The organism is Halomonas sp. MMH1-48, from assembly GCF_022348105.1.
GTDB classification, from domain to species: Bacteria; Pseudomonadota; Gammaproteobacteria; order Pseudomonadales; family Halomonadaceae; genus Vreelandella; species Vreelandella piezotolerans.
On the sequence record NZ_JAKRFL010000003.1, the window covers coordinates 251,963 to 268,390 of the forward strand.

General features: G+C 60.1%; 11 protein-coding genes. 3 read left to right on the top strand and 8 right to left on the bottom strand.

Features of this window, described 5'->3' with window-relative positions:
- The first annotated feature begins 291 nt into the window (after positions 1–291).
- Both MHM37_RS04845 and MHM37_RS04850 read left to right on the top strand, forming a co-directional pair.
- The gene (locus tag MHM37_RS04845) at positions 292–708 is read left to right on the top strand and encodes a hypothetical protein (protein WP_153842612.1); all 417 of its coding nucleotides are present in this window, start codon (positions 292–294) and stop codon (positions 706–708) included.
- 229 nt (positions 709–937) lie between these two features.
- On the top strand, positions 938–1,156 hold the full coding sequence (locus MHM37_RS04850; RefSeq protein ID WP_139526537.1) for a hypothetical protein: 219 nt from the start codon (positions 938–940) through the stop codon (positions 1,154–1,156).
- A 39-nt stretch (positions 1,157–1,195) separates the two neighbouring features.
- Here the strand turns inward: MHM37_RS04850 and MHM37_RS04855 are convergent, their stop codons facing one another.
- The 5 genes from MHM37_RS04855 to MHM37_RS04875 all read right to left on the bottom strand — a co-directional run bounded on the left by MHM37_RS04855 (position 1,196) and on the right by MHM37_RS04875 (position 7,232).
- Positions 1,196–2,599 carry a sigma-54 dependent transcriptional regulator gene (locus MHM37_RS04855; protein ID WP_153842613.1) on the bottom strand — a complete coding sequence of 468 codons (1,404 nt, stop codon included), beginning with the start codon at positions 2,597–2,599 and terminating at the stop codon, positions 1,196–1,198.
- Between the two features lie 11 nt (positions 2,600–2,610).
- On the bottom strand, positions 2,611–4,056 hold the full coding sequence (locus MHM37_RS04860) for a HAMP domain-containing sensor histidine kinase (protein WP_239295940.1): 1,446 nt from the start codon (positions 4,054–4,056) through the stop codon (positions 2,611–2,613).
- 36 nt (positions 4,057–4,092) lie between these two features.
- Positions 4,093–5,289, bottom strand: coding sequence for a PQQ-dependent sugar dehydrogenase (locus tag MHM37_RS04865; protein ID WP_239295939.1), 1,197 nt, complete (start codon positions 5,287–5,289; stop codon positions 4,093–4,095).
- 75 nt (positions 5,290–5,364) lie between these two features.
- On the bottom strand, positions 5,365–6,240 hold the full coding sequence (locus MHM37_RS04870; RefSeq protein ID WP_153842614.1) for an AEC family transporter: 876 nt from the start codon (positions 6,238–6,240) through the stop codon (positions 5,365–5,367).
- A gap of 68 nt (positions 6,241–6,308) precedes the next feature.
- On the bottom strand, positions 6,309–7,232 hold the full coding sequence (locus MHM37_RS04875) for a LysR family transcriptional regulator (RefSeq protein ID WP_239295938.1): 924 nt from the start codon (positions 7,230–7,232) through the stop codon (positions 6,309–6,311).
- Positions 7,233–7,420: 188 nt separating this feature from the next.
- Here MHM37_RS04875 and MHM37_RS04880 point away from each other — a divergent pair, with 188 nt between their 5' ends.
- The gene (locus MHM37_RS04880) at positions 7,421–9,379 is read left to right on the top strand and encodes a ligand-gated channel protein (RefSeq protein WP_239295937.1); all 1,959 of its coding nucleotides are present in this window, start codon (positions 7,421–7,423) and stop codon (positions 9,377–9,379) included.
- Between the two features lie 71 nt (positions 9,380–9,450).
- Here MHM37_RS04880 and MHM37_RS04885 read toward each other — a convergent pair whose 3' ends face one another.
- The 3 genes from MHM37_RS04885 to MHM37_RS04895 form a co-directional block, all read right to left on the bottom strand.
- A complete protein-coding gene (locus MHM37_RS04885; protein WP_340162665.1) occupies positions 9,451–12,612 on the bottom strand; it encodes an efflux RND transporter permease subunit in 3,162 nt (1,053 codons plus the stop codon).
- Entirely contained in the window at positions 12,609–13,700 is a 1,092-nt protein-coding gene (locus MHM37_RS04890; protein WP_239295936.1) for an efflux RND transporter periplasmic adaptor subunit, read from the bottom strand. Before MHM37_RS04890 ends, MHM37_RS04885 begins: the two co-directional genes overlap by 4 nt.
- Positions 13,701–13,944: 244 nt before the next feature.
- Positions 13,945–16,158: a TonB-dependent receptor gene (locus tag MHM37_RS04895; protein ID WP_239295935.1), complete on the bottom strand. Its 2,214-nt coding sequence runs from the start codon at positions 16,156–16,158 to the stop codon at positions 13,945–13,947.
- Positions 16,159–16,428: the final 270 nt, after the last annotated feature.

The window sequence follows — 16,428 nt, forward strand, 5'->3', positions numbered from 1 at the left end:
TAGGAGTTAAGATTATATTTAACAAGTTATTACAAATTATTATACATAAGTGAGCAGGATGTGCCACAACGCTCCTGCTCACCCCGGCAATTTACGCCACATGTGCCATTTTGAACCCCCACCCATGACCCTGTCGTGACAGCGAATGGTGGCTACGATTTTTTAATAAGTTGCTGTTTTTTAAAACATAAATTTATTTTTTTTCAATGTTGGCACGAAGTGTGAAATTATCTTTCAAGAAAAGCTTGGCAAGTGACGCAAGCACGTTAGTCGAAAAAGGAGGCAATCTTTATGGATAAACAAGTGAGCCAATCGCGCAAGCGTCCACGTGTGCTGACACTGTGCATGTTAGCCGCAACCGTTAGCACCTTGGCCCTGGCGGGGTGTGGCAACGGCGAAGAGGAAATGCCCCCGGCGCAGCAACCTGACACCATGGAGCAGGACGCGACGACCACGACGGCTCCGGCTTCCGGTAACGAGCCTACCATGGCAGACGAGCCGATGAATGAAGACCCGGGCTTAGGCGAAGATCCCGCGGCGACGCAAGAGCCAATGCCGGGTGAGAATACGCAAACGGGCGCTGTCAATGATCCTGAAGAGAACCCTGGTTTCGGTGAAGGTACCGATCCCATGCCCGGTGCAAGCGATACCACTACCGACGACGTTAACAGTACCGATGATGAAGACGACATGACTAACGGCCAATAGCCGTCAACGCTCCCTACGATGGTAAGCCGACCCAGCTGTCTGTTCCCTGCGGCTGCTCCACACGGTTTATCATCCTTTCGCCCCCGCGCCCGCGGGGGCTTTTTTTGCTTGTTTAAAGCGTATGACGGTGAGTTTGGGCGGTTGCAAGTTACCCGTCAGCCGCTAAGGTTAGGGGGAGCAGACGCTGCTTTGGCGGCTGCTAGCCCATGAACAAGGAAGGAGAATGGACATGATGTCACGATTACGCAATGCGCGTGGGACGGCGCTACTGTTGAGCGCACTGCTCATGGCGGGCGTGCTGACAGGCTGCGGTGATTCCGAAGCACCGACCACCGATTCGGAAGTACCGACCGACGAACCTCAAGAGCCCATGGATACCGGCCCCATGGCGAATGATGGGCAAGCGACACGTGAGTCGCCCGGCGATGGCGTGAGTGACCCGGAGTAAGCATGAAAAAGCCGGTCGGCGAGTGCGACCGGCTTGGTCTTACTCCTCGCTATCTTCCAAACGCCGGTAAAGAGTGCGGCGGGCGATGCCTAGTACTTCGGCCGTCCGACGTTTATTTCCTCCTGTCGCTTCCAACACTTTGCGAATATAGCGCTTTTCCACCTCTTCCAAACTTGGCCAGCGGGCTGGCGCGGGTGCCGGAATTTGCGTGCCTGGTAGTACCTCCCCGCTTAGCGTGGGCGTCGTGTCGGTACTGCTCTTTTGCTGGCCGGACTGTTCGCGCAGGCGCTCGGGGAGATCCTGATGCTGTAGCACGCCTGCTTCGCTGAGCGTGACCGCGCGCATGATCGCGTTCTCCAACTCGCGCACGTTGCCGGGATAGGAGTAGTTCAACAGGCTATTGAGGGCCTCTGGCTCGATCTGCTCGATCTGTTTCCCTTGGGTGTCGGCATGTTTGTCGATCAAGGCGAACACCAAGTGCTCGATGTCCGTGCCGCGCTCACGTAGCGGTGGAATGCGTAGCGAGAAGGTTTCCAGGCGGTAAAACAGGTCGCTACGGAAGTTCTCCTGCTCGATCTCTTTCTCCAGGTGGCGGTGCGTAGCGGCAATGATGCGCACATCCACCGGTTCCTCCCGCTCACCGCCCACGGGGCGTACGGTTTTCTCTTGCAGGGCGCGCAGCAGCTTGGCCTGCAGATTGATCGGCATTTCACCAATCTCATCGAGGAATAGGCTACCGCCTTGGGCACTTTGGAAAAGCCCTTTTCTGGCCTCGTTTGCGCCCGTGAAAGCGCCTTTTACGTGGCCGAAGAATTCGCTCTCCATCAGATCGGCAGGAATACTGGCGCAGTTCACGGGCACGAAGGGCGCGTCGTGACGGCTACTTTCCTGGTGGATCGCCCGGGCCAGCAGCTCTTTGCCGGTGCCGCTTTCACCCAGAATCAAAATGGGCGCATCGCTTTTCGCCAACCGAGAGGCATCGTGAAACAGCGACTGCATGGCCGGACTTTTACCCACGATGCCGTGGAAATGGCTGAGCTCCGTATCATGAGACAGCGACAAGCGCTGACGCTCCAGTACGCGAAAAACGGCGTCACGAATGGCATCCAAATCGAGCGGTTTGGTCAAAAAGTCATCGGCACCTAGCTTGAGGGCTTCTACCGCCTGATCGATGGTGCCAAAGGCGGTAATCACGATGATGCCTAGCTCGCTGCCGCTCTGGCGGAGCTGTTGAAGTAACTGAATGCCGGTCATGCCCGGTAGCCGTACATCGGTGATCATCATCGCCACCGGCGTATGGCTCAGTAGGGCAATGGCTTCTTCTGCGCTGGGGACACCCAGTGTGTCGTAGCCCGCGTCGTTGAGCTCCTCCTCTAGCAACTCACGGATAGCGGCGTCATCTTCCACCACCAATAACGGTAAAAGGTGTTCCTGATGGGTCACAAACGTCGTCCTCAAGCGGATGCGGTTTCACTAAGGGGCAGCGTAATTTCAAAGCCAGCGCCGCCAAGTGCGCTGTCAAATACGCCAATCGTCCCGCCGTGGTCGTTGATAATGCGGTGCACCATCGATAATCCCAAGCCGCTGCCTTGACCCACCGGCTTGGTGGTGAAAAAAGGATCGAACACTTGGTGATGGTGCGATGCAGGTATGCCGGGCCCGTCGTCTTCAACCCAAAGGGTCAACTCTTCACTGTGTGCCTGCGCGCGCACACGAATGTGGCTGACCTGGGGAGCTTGGGCGGCATTGCGTAATAAATTGGTCAACACCTGAACGATTTGCTGACCATTGACCAATAAATGGGGTGTCGGAGTGGGAAGATCAATATCCAAGTGGATATTTCGTGGTTCCAGCTCCTCTTCGACCAGCTCGCTGGCGCTGATGATAAGCTGATCGAGCGCTTGGTGTCCTTTCTCTACGTTATGTTGTCGGCCAAGCTCCATCAATTGACGGACGATATCGACGATACGTTCCACTTCGCCACGTATCCTGCCCAGCCGTGCCCGCTCATCGTCGCCAATCGTATCGCGGCGTGCCAGTCGTTGGGCTTGACCGTTGATGACCGTCAACGGGGCACCGATCTCGTGGGCGACCCCGGCGGCGAGCACGCCCAGCTCGGCCAGCTTTTTGGATTTGCGCAGGCGTTTTTCCAGCTCGATTTCACGGCGCTGGCGGGCATCGATGTCGCGATCTTTTTCGGCCATGGCATCCAGCATGCCATTCAGGCCAGAGGCTAAGCGGCGATACTCCGTGGGGCCATCTGCCGTGGCCCGCTGGCTGCGGTCACCATCTTCGACCAAGAGCATGACGCGCAGCAGGCGGTTGAGCGGCCGCTCGATGTAGTGACGAAACCCCCACCAAATGCTGAACACGATGCCCGCCGCGCCAATGACGAAGACCAGCACCGCCACGATGCTAATGAAACCGGTGTAATTCTCGATGCCGGTATTGAGGCGGTTGACCTGCAGCACGCCCAGCACCGTGCCATCTTGGGTGCGCAACGGCGTCAGGGCGGAGTAGTAGGTCCAGCCCTCCTGCTGACGGTAGCTGCTATGCATGTCGTTGGTTTCGATGACCTGCTGGATCTCTTCTGGCGTGAAGAGATCTTTACCCAACCCTAAACCATATACTTCACGCCCTTGGGGATCGAACACGTAAGCGCCATAGATACGGTGAAACGAAAACGCCGACTGCAGCGCCTCTTCCAACGGGGTGGCGCTGTCGCGGGCTACCGCATAGCTCAACGACGTGCTCAGTGCGCGAGTAATGATCTCGACTTCGGTTTGCAGTTTGGAGCGAACGTTGTCTTCCAGCGATTTGATCGCCACTAGACTAAACACCACCAGGATCACGAAGAGCGGCACGATGACCGTTAAGATGATGAGGTTACGTAATCGCATCGTGCTTCCTGGTGGTGTCTCGGGAGTCGAACAAGGTTAGCGCTGTGTGGGCGTCAAGCGATAAAGGCTGCCCTGGCTACCGTCGGTTAGCAAGTAAATCGCCTCATCGGGCCCTTGGCGAACGTCGCGGATACGGCCAATCTCGCCTTCCAGAATCAGCTCTTCATCGGCCACTTGACCCTCGTCGAGGGTGAGGCGCAGCAGCTTTTGGCTGCCCAGGCCGCCCGCCAGCAAGCTACCTTGCCAAGGTGCGAAGGCATCGCTGGTCACTTCGGCCAAGCCAGAAGGGGCAAAGCGCCCCTCGAAGCGGTAAACCGGGTCTTCCATGCCGGGTTTGGATTCCACGCCGATGGGTTCGTTGGTGGCATAATCGTTGCCCAAGCTCACCTCCGGCCAGCCGTAGTTGTTGCCAGGCACGATCTGGTTCAATTCATCGCCGGTGCGCGGGCCGTGTTCGGTGGCCCAGGACTCACCATTACTTAGCACGGTCATGCCCTGAATATTACGGTTGCCTAGGCTGTAAATCTCATTCAGCGTGTCGTCGTCATCCACGAAAGGATTGTCATCGGGCACGCCGCCGGTTTCGGTGAGCCGCAGCGTCGAGCCCGCATGGTCACCGCTGTCCTGGGCACGGGAAGGGTCGACGCCACGGTCGCCAATGCTCATCAGCAGCGTGCCATCCTGGAGCCACGCCATACGAGAACCGTAGTGTCGGCCGGGGGGGGAGGCGCGATCCTGCTCGAACAAATGCTCGACGTCGCCCAAGGCGTCGTCTTGCCACTTGACGCGCGACAGCGCCGAGCGGCTTTGGCTGCCTTCCGGCTTGCTCCAGGTGAAGTAGATCCAATCGTGCTCGCCGTCGCCGAACTCAGGGTGCAGGGCCACGTCGAGCAGTCCTCCCTGGCCGTTTTGGCTGACGCGGGGCAGGCCGCTCAGTTCCTCAACGTGCCCCTCGGCGTCGACCAGGTTCAACTCCCCGCCGCGCTCGCTGACCAGGTAGCGGCCATCGGGCAAAAACGCCACCGCCCAGGGATTCTCGAAGCCATCAGCCACGCGCTCGATAGTGATGGCTAGATGATCGGTGTCGAGGGCTTGGTGAACGACGTCCGCATGGGCAGCGCTGGCAAGCAGAAGCCCCGTTAAAGAAGGGGCCACCCAGCGAGCGGCGCGATGGCAGAGCGAGCGGGGGTGTGGCGTTTGCGGTCGAATGGGCAGGGCGTATCGCATGGGCATTGTATGTCCTCTAGTGGCGCAACGTCTGTAGTAGTCTAGCAGTGACTGCCATCGACGGGTGGGGGTTCCCCAGCGCTACATCAGTAGCGCCAGCAAAGCCGGTAAATAGAACAGTGCCATCAAGGTCGAGCAGAACACGAGGCTGGCCACATAGGCCGGTTCGCGTTGGGCGCGTTGGGCAAATAGGTAGTTGAAGACCGCCACTGGCATGCACATCTGTACGACCAGAATGTTCTGCGCCAGCGGCGGCAGGCCTAGCCAGCCAGCGATGAACCACGCGGCCGCCGCGGCCAGGGGAATGCGGATGAGGCTGAAGCCAACCCCAGAGCGCAGGCTTTTCACCTGAATGCTGGCGAGCGATACGCCAAGCGTGATGAGCATGAGGGGCACGGTAAAGCCCGACATGAGGTCGACCGTATTGGCCATCCACAGCGGCAGCGGGGTCTCGGTCAGCAGCAGCGCCATGGAGATGACGATGGCATACACCGTCGGGGTTTTGAGCAGAGTTTTAACCGGGTTGCCCTGGCTACTGAGCACCGCCCCCAAGGTGAATTGAAACAGCGAGACCGTCACCATGACCGTAATGCCGTAAGCAAAGCCCGCGCTCCCAAAGGCGTACAGCACCACCGGCAGCCCCATATTGCCCGTGTTGGGGTACATCATCGGCGCGATGAGCACTCGCCAGTCTCGCCGCAGCACCTTGGCAACGGCAAAACTAGCGGCCCCCATGCCGACGATCACTAGGGCGGCAGCCAGCATGACTTGGCCGAACGTGCTGGCATCGATCGTTGCCCCCGACAGCGACGCCAGCACTAGCGCGGGCGTCCCAATATTGAAAACGAGGCGTGTCACAAAGTCGACGGGGTAGGGTTGGCCAAGGCGAACCCATAAAAAGCCCAGTCCGGCACCGGCCAACACGGGGGCCATGACGGCGAAGAGTTCAGCGAGCATTAACGTTCCTTGACGATCATCGGCCGCCTATTGTGGGTAATTAGGCGGCTAACTGGCAAGGCGAATTACTAATGGGCGTAAACGGCGTTTGCGTGGGTTTGCCACTCGTTAGGCACCTGGTCACGCAGAAAGTCCAGCAGCGCGTTGACCCGGCGGGAGTGATGCCCATAGGCATACAGCAGCGTCACGGGTAAGGGGGCGGGCTCCCAGCCGGGCAGGCAGTTGACCAGATCCCCAGGGTGGTGGCGTTCGCGTTTCTCGACCACCCAGTGGGGCAGCAGGCCGATCCCTTGGCCATAGGCAATGGCATCGATGTGCAGCGCCGTGAGATCTACCCGGAGCCGCGAGCGGGGCGCGTTGAACAGGTAGTCGGCGTGTTCGGGGTGATGCAGCATAAGACCGCTCGATGCGGTATCCAACAAGTCGATCCAGGCATGCGCATCCAGCTCTTGGGGGTGTTGCGGTGTTCCCGCGTGGGCCAGATAGTGTGGGTTGGCGTAGAGGCCGCGGGTGAGGTGGCCCAAGCGCTCTTGATTCAGCCCACACTCATGGGTGGCGCCTAGCCAAATGTGCACGCTGTTGCTGTGCATCTTGGTGGGCGGCGTTTCCCGAGTATGCAGGGTCAGCTCGACCTTGGGGTAGCGGGTCAGAAACGCATCCACGACGCCTGCCATCCAGCCCCGTGCCAGCGCGCCATGGACTTCCAGCGTCACTTTCCCACTGATCTCCTCGCGCAGCTCCGCCAGCGCCTCCTGGCTGTGGGCGGCCATGGCCAGCAGCTCGGTGCAGTACTGATGAAACAGCAGGCCCGCTTCGGTAGGAATCAAACGGTTCGCCTGGCGACGCAGCAGCGGCTGGTTCAGGCGCGCCTCTAGCTGGCTAATTCGGCGGCTCAACGTCGATTTTGCCAGCCCGAGCTTCTGTGCGCTGCGCGTCAGGCTGCCGGTGGTCATCACATCGGCAAAAGCGGCAAGTTCGTCGAAATCGTACATAGTCGGGACCACTGGCGGAACGGAGTCACACTATTGTGTCACCGAATTGGCTGAATGAAAATAATTGCCATTTGTGTTCCATTTGATTGAACGCACCGTCCCGCCCCTTTGTGCAAAGAGTATGTAAAAATATAAATGCTAATAATTCGTATTTGTAAAAAGTGCTCTTTCATCTCAAGGAACCCACTATGTCTTCTCGTTTGCGCCGTTCGCTGCTGGCCAGCGCTGTCGCCTCTGTTGCCTGCACGACCGCCGTTGCACAAGAAACGCCCCAGCTCAACGATATCGTGGTGACGGCCTCCGGCTTCGAGCAGCAAATCAGCAGCGCCCCCGCCTCGATCAGCGTGATCTCCCGTGAAGAGCTGGAGCGGGGTTACTACCAAAACGTCACCGATGCCCTGCGCGACGTGCCGGGCGTGGTGGTCACCGGCGGTGGGCGTGGCGATAACGGCAACGATATTTCCATTCGTGGCATGCCGTCGCAGTACACCCTGATCCTGGTAGATGGTCGCCCGATCAACTCACGCGAATCGCGCCCCAACGGCGATGCGGGCTTCGAGCAGGACTGGCTGCCACCGCTGCAGGCCATCGAGCGTATCGAGGTGGTGCGAGGGCCGATGTCGACCCTGTACGGCTCCGATGCCATCGGCGGGGTGATCAACGTGATTACCCGCAAAGTGGCGGATACCTGGCACGGCAACATCCAGCTCGACACCGTACTGCAGGAAGACAGCGCCTCTGGCGATAGCCGCCAAGCGAACTTTTATCTCAGCGGGCCGCTGGTGGGTGAGCGCTTAGGGCTACAGCTCTATGGCCGCACCTCCGAGCGCGACGAAGACGACATCGAGTACGGCTACGAAGAGAAGCGTCTGCAGAGCCTCACCGCACGGTTGAGCTTGGCGGCTAGCGACAACCACGACGTGACTGCCGAAGCGGGGATTACCGAGCAGGACCGGCGCTCGCTAGTGGGCCGCTCCGGGCCGGTGGACGGCTGCCGTGGCGGCTGCACCGACAGTATCGGCGAGTACACCAATACACACGTGGCCGTGACTCACAGCGGCCGCTTCGACTGGGGCACCAGCGAGACTTTCGTGCAGCGCGAGCGCAGCGAAAACCAATCGCGGGGTATCGAGATTACCAACACCACCGCGAAAACCAGCGCGCTGATTCCTCTGGGTATGCACATGGTGACCGTCGGCGCGAGCTGGGAGGAGGAGTCGCTGGACGATAGCTCGACCAACCAAATCTCCGACCGGCAGACCATCGAAAACAGCCAGTGGGCGCTGTTCGTGGAAGATGAGTGGATGCTGACCGACGCTTGGGCACTGACCGGCGGGCTGCGCTTGGACGATGACGACAACTACGGCAGCCACCTGAGCCCGCGTCTTTATAGCGTATGGAACATGACGCCGGAATGGACCCTGAAAGGCGGCGTGTCTACCGGCTACCGCTCGCCTAACCTGCGGGAAATCACCCCGAATTGGGGGCAGGTCAGCCGCGGCGGTAATATTTATGGCAACCCGGATCTCGAGCCGGAAACCTCGCTCAACAAAGAGATCGCGCTGCTGTACGGCAACGACGCAGGCCTGAACGGCAGCCTGACGCTGTTCCACAACGATTTCGAAGACAAGATCACTCGCATTGCCTGCCCGATCGATATTTGCCGCGATGGAGCGAATGATTTCGGCAGCGACCCGACGTATCGCGTCAATGTCGATGACGCGGTGACCCAAGGGGTCGAGGCCAGCCTGAGCGCACCGTTGAGCGATACGCTGGCGCTGACCGCCAGCTACACGTTCACCGATTCCGAACAGAAAAGCGGCGAGTACGCCGGTGAGCCGCTGACCCAGCTGCCCCGCCATCAGGTGTCGGCCTCGCTGGATTGGGACGTGAACGCACGGCTTAGCCAGTGGACCAAAGTGACCTACCGGGGAGAAGAGAGCCAGCCCACCACCGGGCCCTCGCAAAGCGCCATCGTCGCGCCGTCTTACACCTTCGTGGATGCCGGTATCGGCTATCAGCTCAACGACAGCACCACGGTGAACGCCGGTATCTACAACCTGTTCGACGAGCGCATCACCTACGATGAGTATGGCTACGTGGATGACGGCCGCCGGGTATGGTTGGGCCTGAACGTCGCTTTCTAAATAACGCGAACGTCGTTCATCATCCTGTAAGTCGTCAATGGACGCGGCCACCGCTGGGTGGCCGCGTTTTTTCATGCCTGCGAGCGAGCAGAGCGGCGCTCGGTGATATTGAGCACGCTGATCATCAACGCAGGGAGGAACGTCACCGTGACCATGGCCGTACCTAACAGGCCAAACAGCACGATGGCCCCCACGCCGCGGTACAGCTCGGTGCCCTCGCCGGGTAGAAAGACCAGCGGCGACAGCCCGCACAGGGTGGTCAGCGTGGTGATGGCGATGGGACGCAGTCGGGTCTGTACCGCCTGAGACACCGCTTCCTGAACGCTGAGCGTTTTGTCATGCAAGCGCCGTCTGGCTTGGTCGACCACCAAAATCGGGTTGTTGACCACCGTGCCCATCAGAATCAAAAAGCCCAGCATGGTAATCATATCGAAGGGCTGGCTGAGCGGTGCTACGCCGATCAATGGCAGCAGGCTGCCCACGCCGTTCATGGCGGCCAGCCCCATGATGCCGCCCACCACGCCCAGCGGTATCGACGTCAGAATCAGCAGCGGATAACCCCAGTGGGAGAAGATCGCCACCAGGAGAAGGTAAACGATCACGATAGCGATCAGGAAGTTGCCGGTGAGCGCCTCACGGGTGGCGTTTAGCTGGTCGCTGGCGCCGGAAATCGACACATCCACCGACGAGGGCAATACGCCCTCTTGGCGCAGCCGCTCTAGCATCGCCTCGGCCTGCGCGACGCCGACCTCTAATGCAACGCTGTCTGGAGGGATCACGTTCAGCGTCACCGTGCGGCTACTGTCCACCCGGCGAATCACGCTGGTATCCATAGTTTCATCGATACGCGCCACCGCTGATAGCGGCAGCGTATAACCATCGGGAGTATGCAGCGGCAGGTTTGGCAGTTGGTCTAACGGCAGCGACGCCTGAGGGCCATAGAGGTAAATATCGATCTTCTCATCGTCTAAAAAGAAGTCATCCACATACGCCCCTTCCCCCAGAGCAGAGACCGAAAACCCCACCGCCTCGGCAGACATCCCCAGTTCCGCGACCCTGGCCCAGTCGGGGCGGATTTGAATCAAGGGCTGGTCGAGCGACAGCGACGAAGGCTGGCTTTGAATACGCGGATTGCCAAACTGCGTTTGGGCTTCCCGGTAGAGCGTATTGGCCGCGCCGTACACCGTGGCTAAGTCCGGGCCCGCCACATCCAGGTTGATGCTGCGCGTGCCGCCATCGTTGCTGGAAATAATCGAGCCTTTCGAGGCAAAGGCGCGCATGCCGGGGAAGCGCTCGTAGTAGTTCGTGAGCGCTTCCATCAACGCTTCGATATGTGATGGGTCGGCGGCTTCTGCGACGATGAACAGCTGCGTGGGCGCCACGCGCATGTTCATGTAGGCCAGCGGCGGCACCTCGGTGTCGCCCGCTAAGAAGGCATCCGGCTCCGCCTGCACATGGGGCAGAAAGTACGCTTCGATCTGTTCGGCAATACCAGCCATCTCCTGCAGGCTGTAGCCAGGAGGCGGGCTCATGCGGGCAAAGGTTTTGGGTTCTTCGCCTTCGGGCAGGTACTCGGCGGGTGGTGTCAGAACGAGTATCGTCCAGCCACTCATCAGCAGCGTCAGCACTAGGGTCACCCCGCGGCGCAGCGGGGTCGCCATCAGCCGCTCAAGTAGTGCGCCCAGCCGTGAAGGTCGCTCGTCGCCGGACGCTAGAGCGCCGTCGAGTTTAGAGGCGTGATGCATCGAAAAATTGAAACGAGAGCAGAGCGAAGGCACCAAGGTGACCGCCACCAGCATGGAGGCAAAAATTGCCGCCGATACCGCAATGGCTACATCGGAGTAGAGCTGCCCGGCCTCTTCTTCGATGAACAGAATGGGTAGGAATACCAATATGGTGGTGGCGGTGGAGGCGAGCGTGGCGGGCCACACTTCCTGCACGCCGCGCAACGCCGATTCGATGTGGTCCAGCCCCTGGCGGCGGTAGCGCTCGATGTTCTCCAGCACCACGATGCTGTTATCCACGCTCATGCCGATGGCAAAGGCAATGCCCGCCATGGAGATCACGTTGATGGTGCGGCCGGTCAGCATCAGGCCGACGAAGGCTGCAATGGTGCAGAACGGAATGCCAATTACGCCGATGAAGGTGGCGCGGGCCGAGCGCAAGAACAGGTACATTACCAGGGTCGCGAAGGCGGCCCCGAGCAGCAGGTTGCTCCATACGTTGCTCACCGAGGCTTCTACGTAGCGCACGTCATCGGCGGTGAGGACGATCTCCATACCGGCAGGGCGGAGCACGGTCTCGTTGATCGCTGCCAGTTCTTCTTGTACTGCGTATTTGATGTCGATGACATTGGCGCCGCTCTCCCGGCGCAGGTCCATCCCGATCCCCGCCTCGCCATTGAAGAACGACAGCTGGTTGAGCCGCGACTGCCCTTGGCGAACCTCCGCCACGTCGGCCAGCCGCACGATGCTATCGCCTTCACGCGTCACCACCAGCTGCGCCAGGGCCTCGGCGCTATCGAACCGGCCCAGCGTGCGCACCAGGTAACGCCGCTTGCCCGCGTCCAGCTCGCCGCCGGAGATATCCCGATTGCGCTGGGTGATCGCCTCGCGCAGCTCCAGCAGCGAGACGCCGCGCTGGGCCAGGGCGGCGGGGTCGACCAACACTTGTAGCTGGCGCTGGGCGCCGCCGTTCACACCGACTTCCGAGACCCCTTCGATGCTCTCTAAACGCGGGCGCACGCGGTCTTCGATGAAGTCGCTCATCAGCTGGATATCCAGCGCCTTGGGGTTGCCGGGCAGGGTGCCAACGTGAAAACGCAAAAACGCATCGGTGGAGAACGCCGCCGACACCACCCGGGGCTGGTCGACGTTATTGGGGTAGGAGGAGACTTGGCTCAACGCGTTGTTCACTTGAATCAACGCGGCGGTCATGTCCACGCTAAATGGAAACTCCAGCTCGATCTCGGCGCTGCCGCTTTCCGCCACCGCCGTCATGCGGGTGAGATTGGGGACGTTGCGCAGATACTGCTCCTGCTCGATCAATATCTCTTTTTCGATATCCTGGGGCGTCGCGCCCGCCCAGCGCGTCTCCACGGTGATGGTGCGCGCTTCGATATCCGGAATCATCTGCACCGGAATGCGCAGCGTCGCGGCGATGCCCAGCAGCAGGAAAATCAGCGCAATCACGATCACCAGCGTTTGCTGGCGCAGCAGGGCAGCAAACATCATTCGCTACCCTCCGAGACGGCTTCGACGTTCACGCCTTCCACCAAGGCTTCATTGCCGCGTATCACCACCTGCTCGTTGCCGGAAAGCCCGCTGGTGATTTCGACGCGCTCGGCAAAGTTGATGCCGACCTCGACCCGCTGTTCGCGCACCTGGTGCGTGCCGGTATCATCAGGCACGGCGACCCACACCGTCACGCGGCCATCCGAGTAGCGGCTTAGCGCATCCCGAGAGACGGTGAGCCCATCGCGGCCGGTGGCGGCATTTACCACGGCGTCGACCGCATTGCCAGGGTAGAGCGGCAGCGACTCGGGCACCTCGGCGCGCAGGAAAAACGTGCGCGCACCGCTGGCGCTGACTGGCACCAGGGTGGCGATGCGGGCGTCGGCGCTCTGCTCGCCCGCAGACAGGGTGAGTGTGGCGTTCTCCTCCAAGGCGGTATAGAACGCCTCGGGCACCTGAAAATCAGCGCGCAGAGCGTCTAGGTTGACCAACCGGGCGACGCTGTCGCCTGGCGTGACCCACTCGCCCAGATTGACGCTTCGCTCGCTGACCACGCCGCTGAACGGTGCCGTCAGGGTGTGGCGCTCCAACAGCGCGTTGAGCCGTGACTGTTCGGCGTTCAGGCGGGAAAGGGCGGCGTTGGCGACGCTTACCGCGCTGCGCCGAGCGCTCACTTCGGTGGCGGCGATGTTGCGTCCCGCCCCGACCGATTCCGCCTCGCGCAGCAGGCGCTGCGCTTCGCTAAGCGCGGCCCGCGCTTCCTCCGCCGCTGCTTCTGCCCCAGCGAGCTCGTAGCGTGCCAAATCATCATCCAGCGCCACTAGCGTGTCGCCTGCATCGACTCGGTCGCCCGGGTTCACGTTAATCGCCGCGACCAGCCCGGCCACCGAGGAGGAGAGCAGCGCATCCTCCAAGGAGTTCACCGTGCCGACCAGGTTGAGCTCTTGATAAATGGGCTCACGGTGGACACTCGCCAGTTCCACCCGTGGGGCCGATTGGGCCAGCGCGTCGCCAGCAACGAGTGAAAAAGCCAGTAGCAGCACTAAGCGAGCTAATGGAAGCGGGCGGGCAAGTAAAGGCACCGTCATAACAGGTCGTATCCTCACTTAGGTGAAGGGCGGTCAAGGCGTAGGCGAGCAAGTCACGTTCCTTGCCCATACTACCCAAGCGCATGCGTTGACATAGATTAAAACCATGAATGATCGCCATAGAGGAAAGCTACAGTAGTGGCGCTTCACGCAAAGCACGTCATAAACAGCACGTCATAAAAAAGCCCCGGCGCGTAGCCGGGGCAGCAAGTTAGCATTGAAACAGTAAGTGAAACCTCAAGCGTTAGAAGTCGTAAGTGGCAGAGACCCAGACGCTGCGGCCATCCAGCGCTACGCCGTCGGTGGAACGGCCGGTTTGGGTAAAGCGGTAAGCCAGCAGCGTGTCGCCGTTGTGCACGAAGGTATCCGCGCCGGTGAAGTCTTTATCGAACAGGTTGTAGATGGTGCCGGTCAGGCGCACGTTGTCGCTGAAGCGGTAGGAGCTGCGCAGGTTGAACAGCTCGTAACCATCCAGCTTGTTGCCCAACTGCTCTACCAGCGAGGCGGATTCACCGCTCACCTCGCCCACGAAACGCTCGCGGGAAGAGTAGTACTCACCTTCCAGCGTAGTGCTCCAGCGGTCGTTGATAGCCCAGGTGAGGTCAGCGGTCAGCTTGTGATCAGGCGTGTTGGTCAGCACCTGGCCTTCATTGGCCCCCGAGGTGATTTCGGAATCGGTGAAGGTGTAGCCACCGCTGACCCGCCATGCCGGCGCTAGCTGGTAGCTGGCATTCAGCTCGACGCCACGGGTTTCGGCCTCGTCGATATTGGTCAGCTGGCCAAAGCTCTCCTGCTGGGTAAAGTTGCCGACGCTCAGGCAGTTCGCCAGCCCGGCGTTGGGCGTATTGCCATTACCATCCACAAACTGGCAGTTAGGAATGTCGGCCGCATCGGCGATACGGTCGGTGAACCGGTTGTAGAACACCGTCGCCCCTGCCGAGAAGCCGCTTTGGTTATCGTAAATAGCGCCAATTTCGTAGTTGGTGCTCTTCTCGGGTTCCAGGTCCGGCGAGCCAATGTTCACCGTAGTGCCCTGGCCGCCAAAACCGTTGATGCCGCTATGCAGGTCGTTCAGGCTCGGCGTTTTGTAGCCACGGCTCACGCCGCCTTTCAGCGTCCATTCGGGCGTGGTGTTCCACACCAAGTAACCCCGTGGGCTAAAGTGGCCGCCGAAGGCATCGTGGTGTTCATAGCGGCCGCCCAGCGTTAGTGCTAAGTCGTCGCGCAGCATCCATTCATCTTCGGCAAACAGTGCCCAGCTGGTTTGCTCGAAGGTAATATCGCCTGCGGTACCGTCCTGCAGCTCGGCATCGATGTACTGGCCGCCAATAGTGGCCATGTGGTCACCTAAAGGCGCTACAAATTTGGTGTCGACGATAATATCGCGGTTTTCCAGCAGGCGATCTTCACCGCCCTGGGCTTCATAGCCGTAATCTGGGGCGCTGCCTGCTGGCAGCGTGCGGCCGAGGGTTTCGGTGAAGTTACGCGTTACGCTGCTTTCCCAGGTGCCTACGCTGTAGTGGCCGGTGTGGCCAATGGCGATCTGGTCGCGATTGAAGCGCAGCTCGTCTCTATAGCCGTTGACCCGGCCCGGCGAAGGCTGACCGGCACGGTCGGTGCCATCCTGGGTACCCAGGCGGTTATCGTCGTTGGAGTAGACCTGACGAGCGCGCTCTGCATCCAGCCACAACTCGTTGGCTTCATCCGGGGTGACGTTCAAACGCCCGCCGATGGAGTAAATGCGCGCTTCAGAAGGGCGCGGGTCGCGACCAGCGCTGTTCTCGATCATGCGTTCGGAGCTGTCGCGGTCGAACAGGCGGCCACGTACTTGCAGGCCGACCGTATCCTCCACCAGCGGCCCGGCACTGTAGAGATTGATGGCCGAGCGGTTGCCCGCATCGCGATCTTCCTGGAAGGTGTTTTCGACACTCACCGAGCCCGCCCAGTCGTCACCAATGCGGCGCGTAATGATGTTGATGACCCCACCCATGGCGTCCGAGCCATATAACGTCGACATCGGGCCACGAATGACCTCGATACGCTCGATGGCAGAGAGCGGCGGCATGAAGCTGGTGGAGGTTTCGCCAAAACCGTTCGGCGTGACGCTACCTGAGGTGTTCTGGCGGCGGCCATCGATCAAAATCAGCGTGTAGTCGCTAGGCATGCCGCGGATGGAGATGTTCAATCCGCCGGTTTTGCCCGTCCCGGCGCGCACATCGACCCCCGGCACATCGGCAATCGCCTCGGCGATGTTAGAGAACTGTTGTTGCTCCAGCTCTTCACGGGTAATCACGGCAATACTCGCAGGGGCATTGTTCAGTGTTTGCTCATAACCGGCGGCGGTGACCACCATATTGTTGAGCGGTGTGCTGCTTTGGGTGGCTTCTTGGGCATGAGCCACCGCAGTAACGCTAAGCGCGATGGCGCTCGCGAGGGTGGTGCGAGTAAAGCGTGGCATGGCGATCCCCTGATATGAATCTTGTTTGTTAATGAAACTGATTATCAAATGAGTTGCGGATTCTAAGAAGAAAAGTTCCCACTTGCGAGATGGTTTTATCGAACAAGGCGTTGCTAGTAGTGGAACGATCGCTGGCAGAGAGACGCTGAGCTGCCCATGGAGTTAGAAGCGCCATGTGCCGTTCCACCCAGCGTTGCAGGACATGCAACGGGAGATTCGTTGGAATATAGGTGCAAGTGTTTTTGAGAATCGTTATTATCAGCGGCGAGG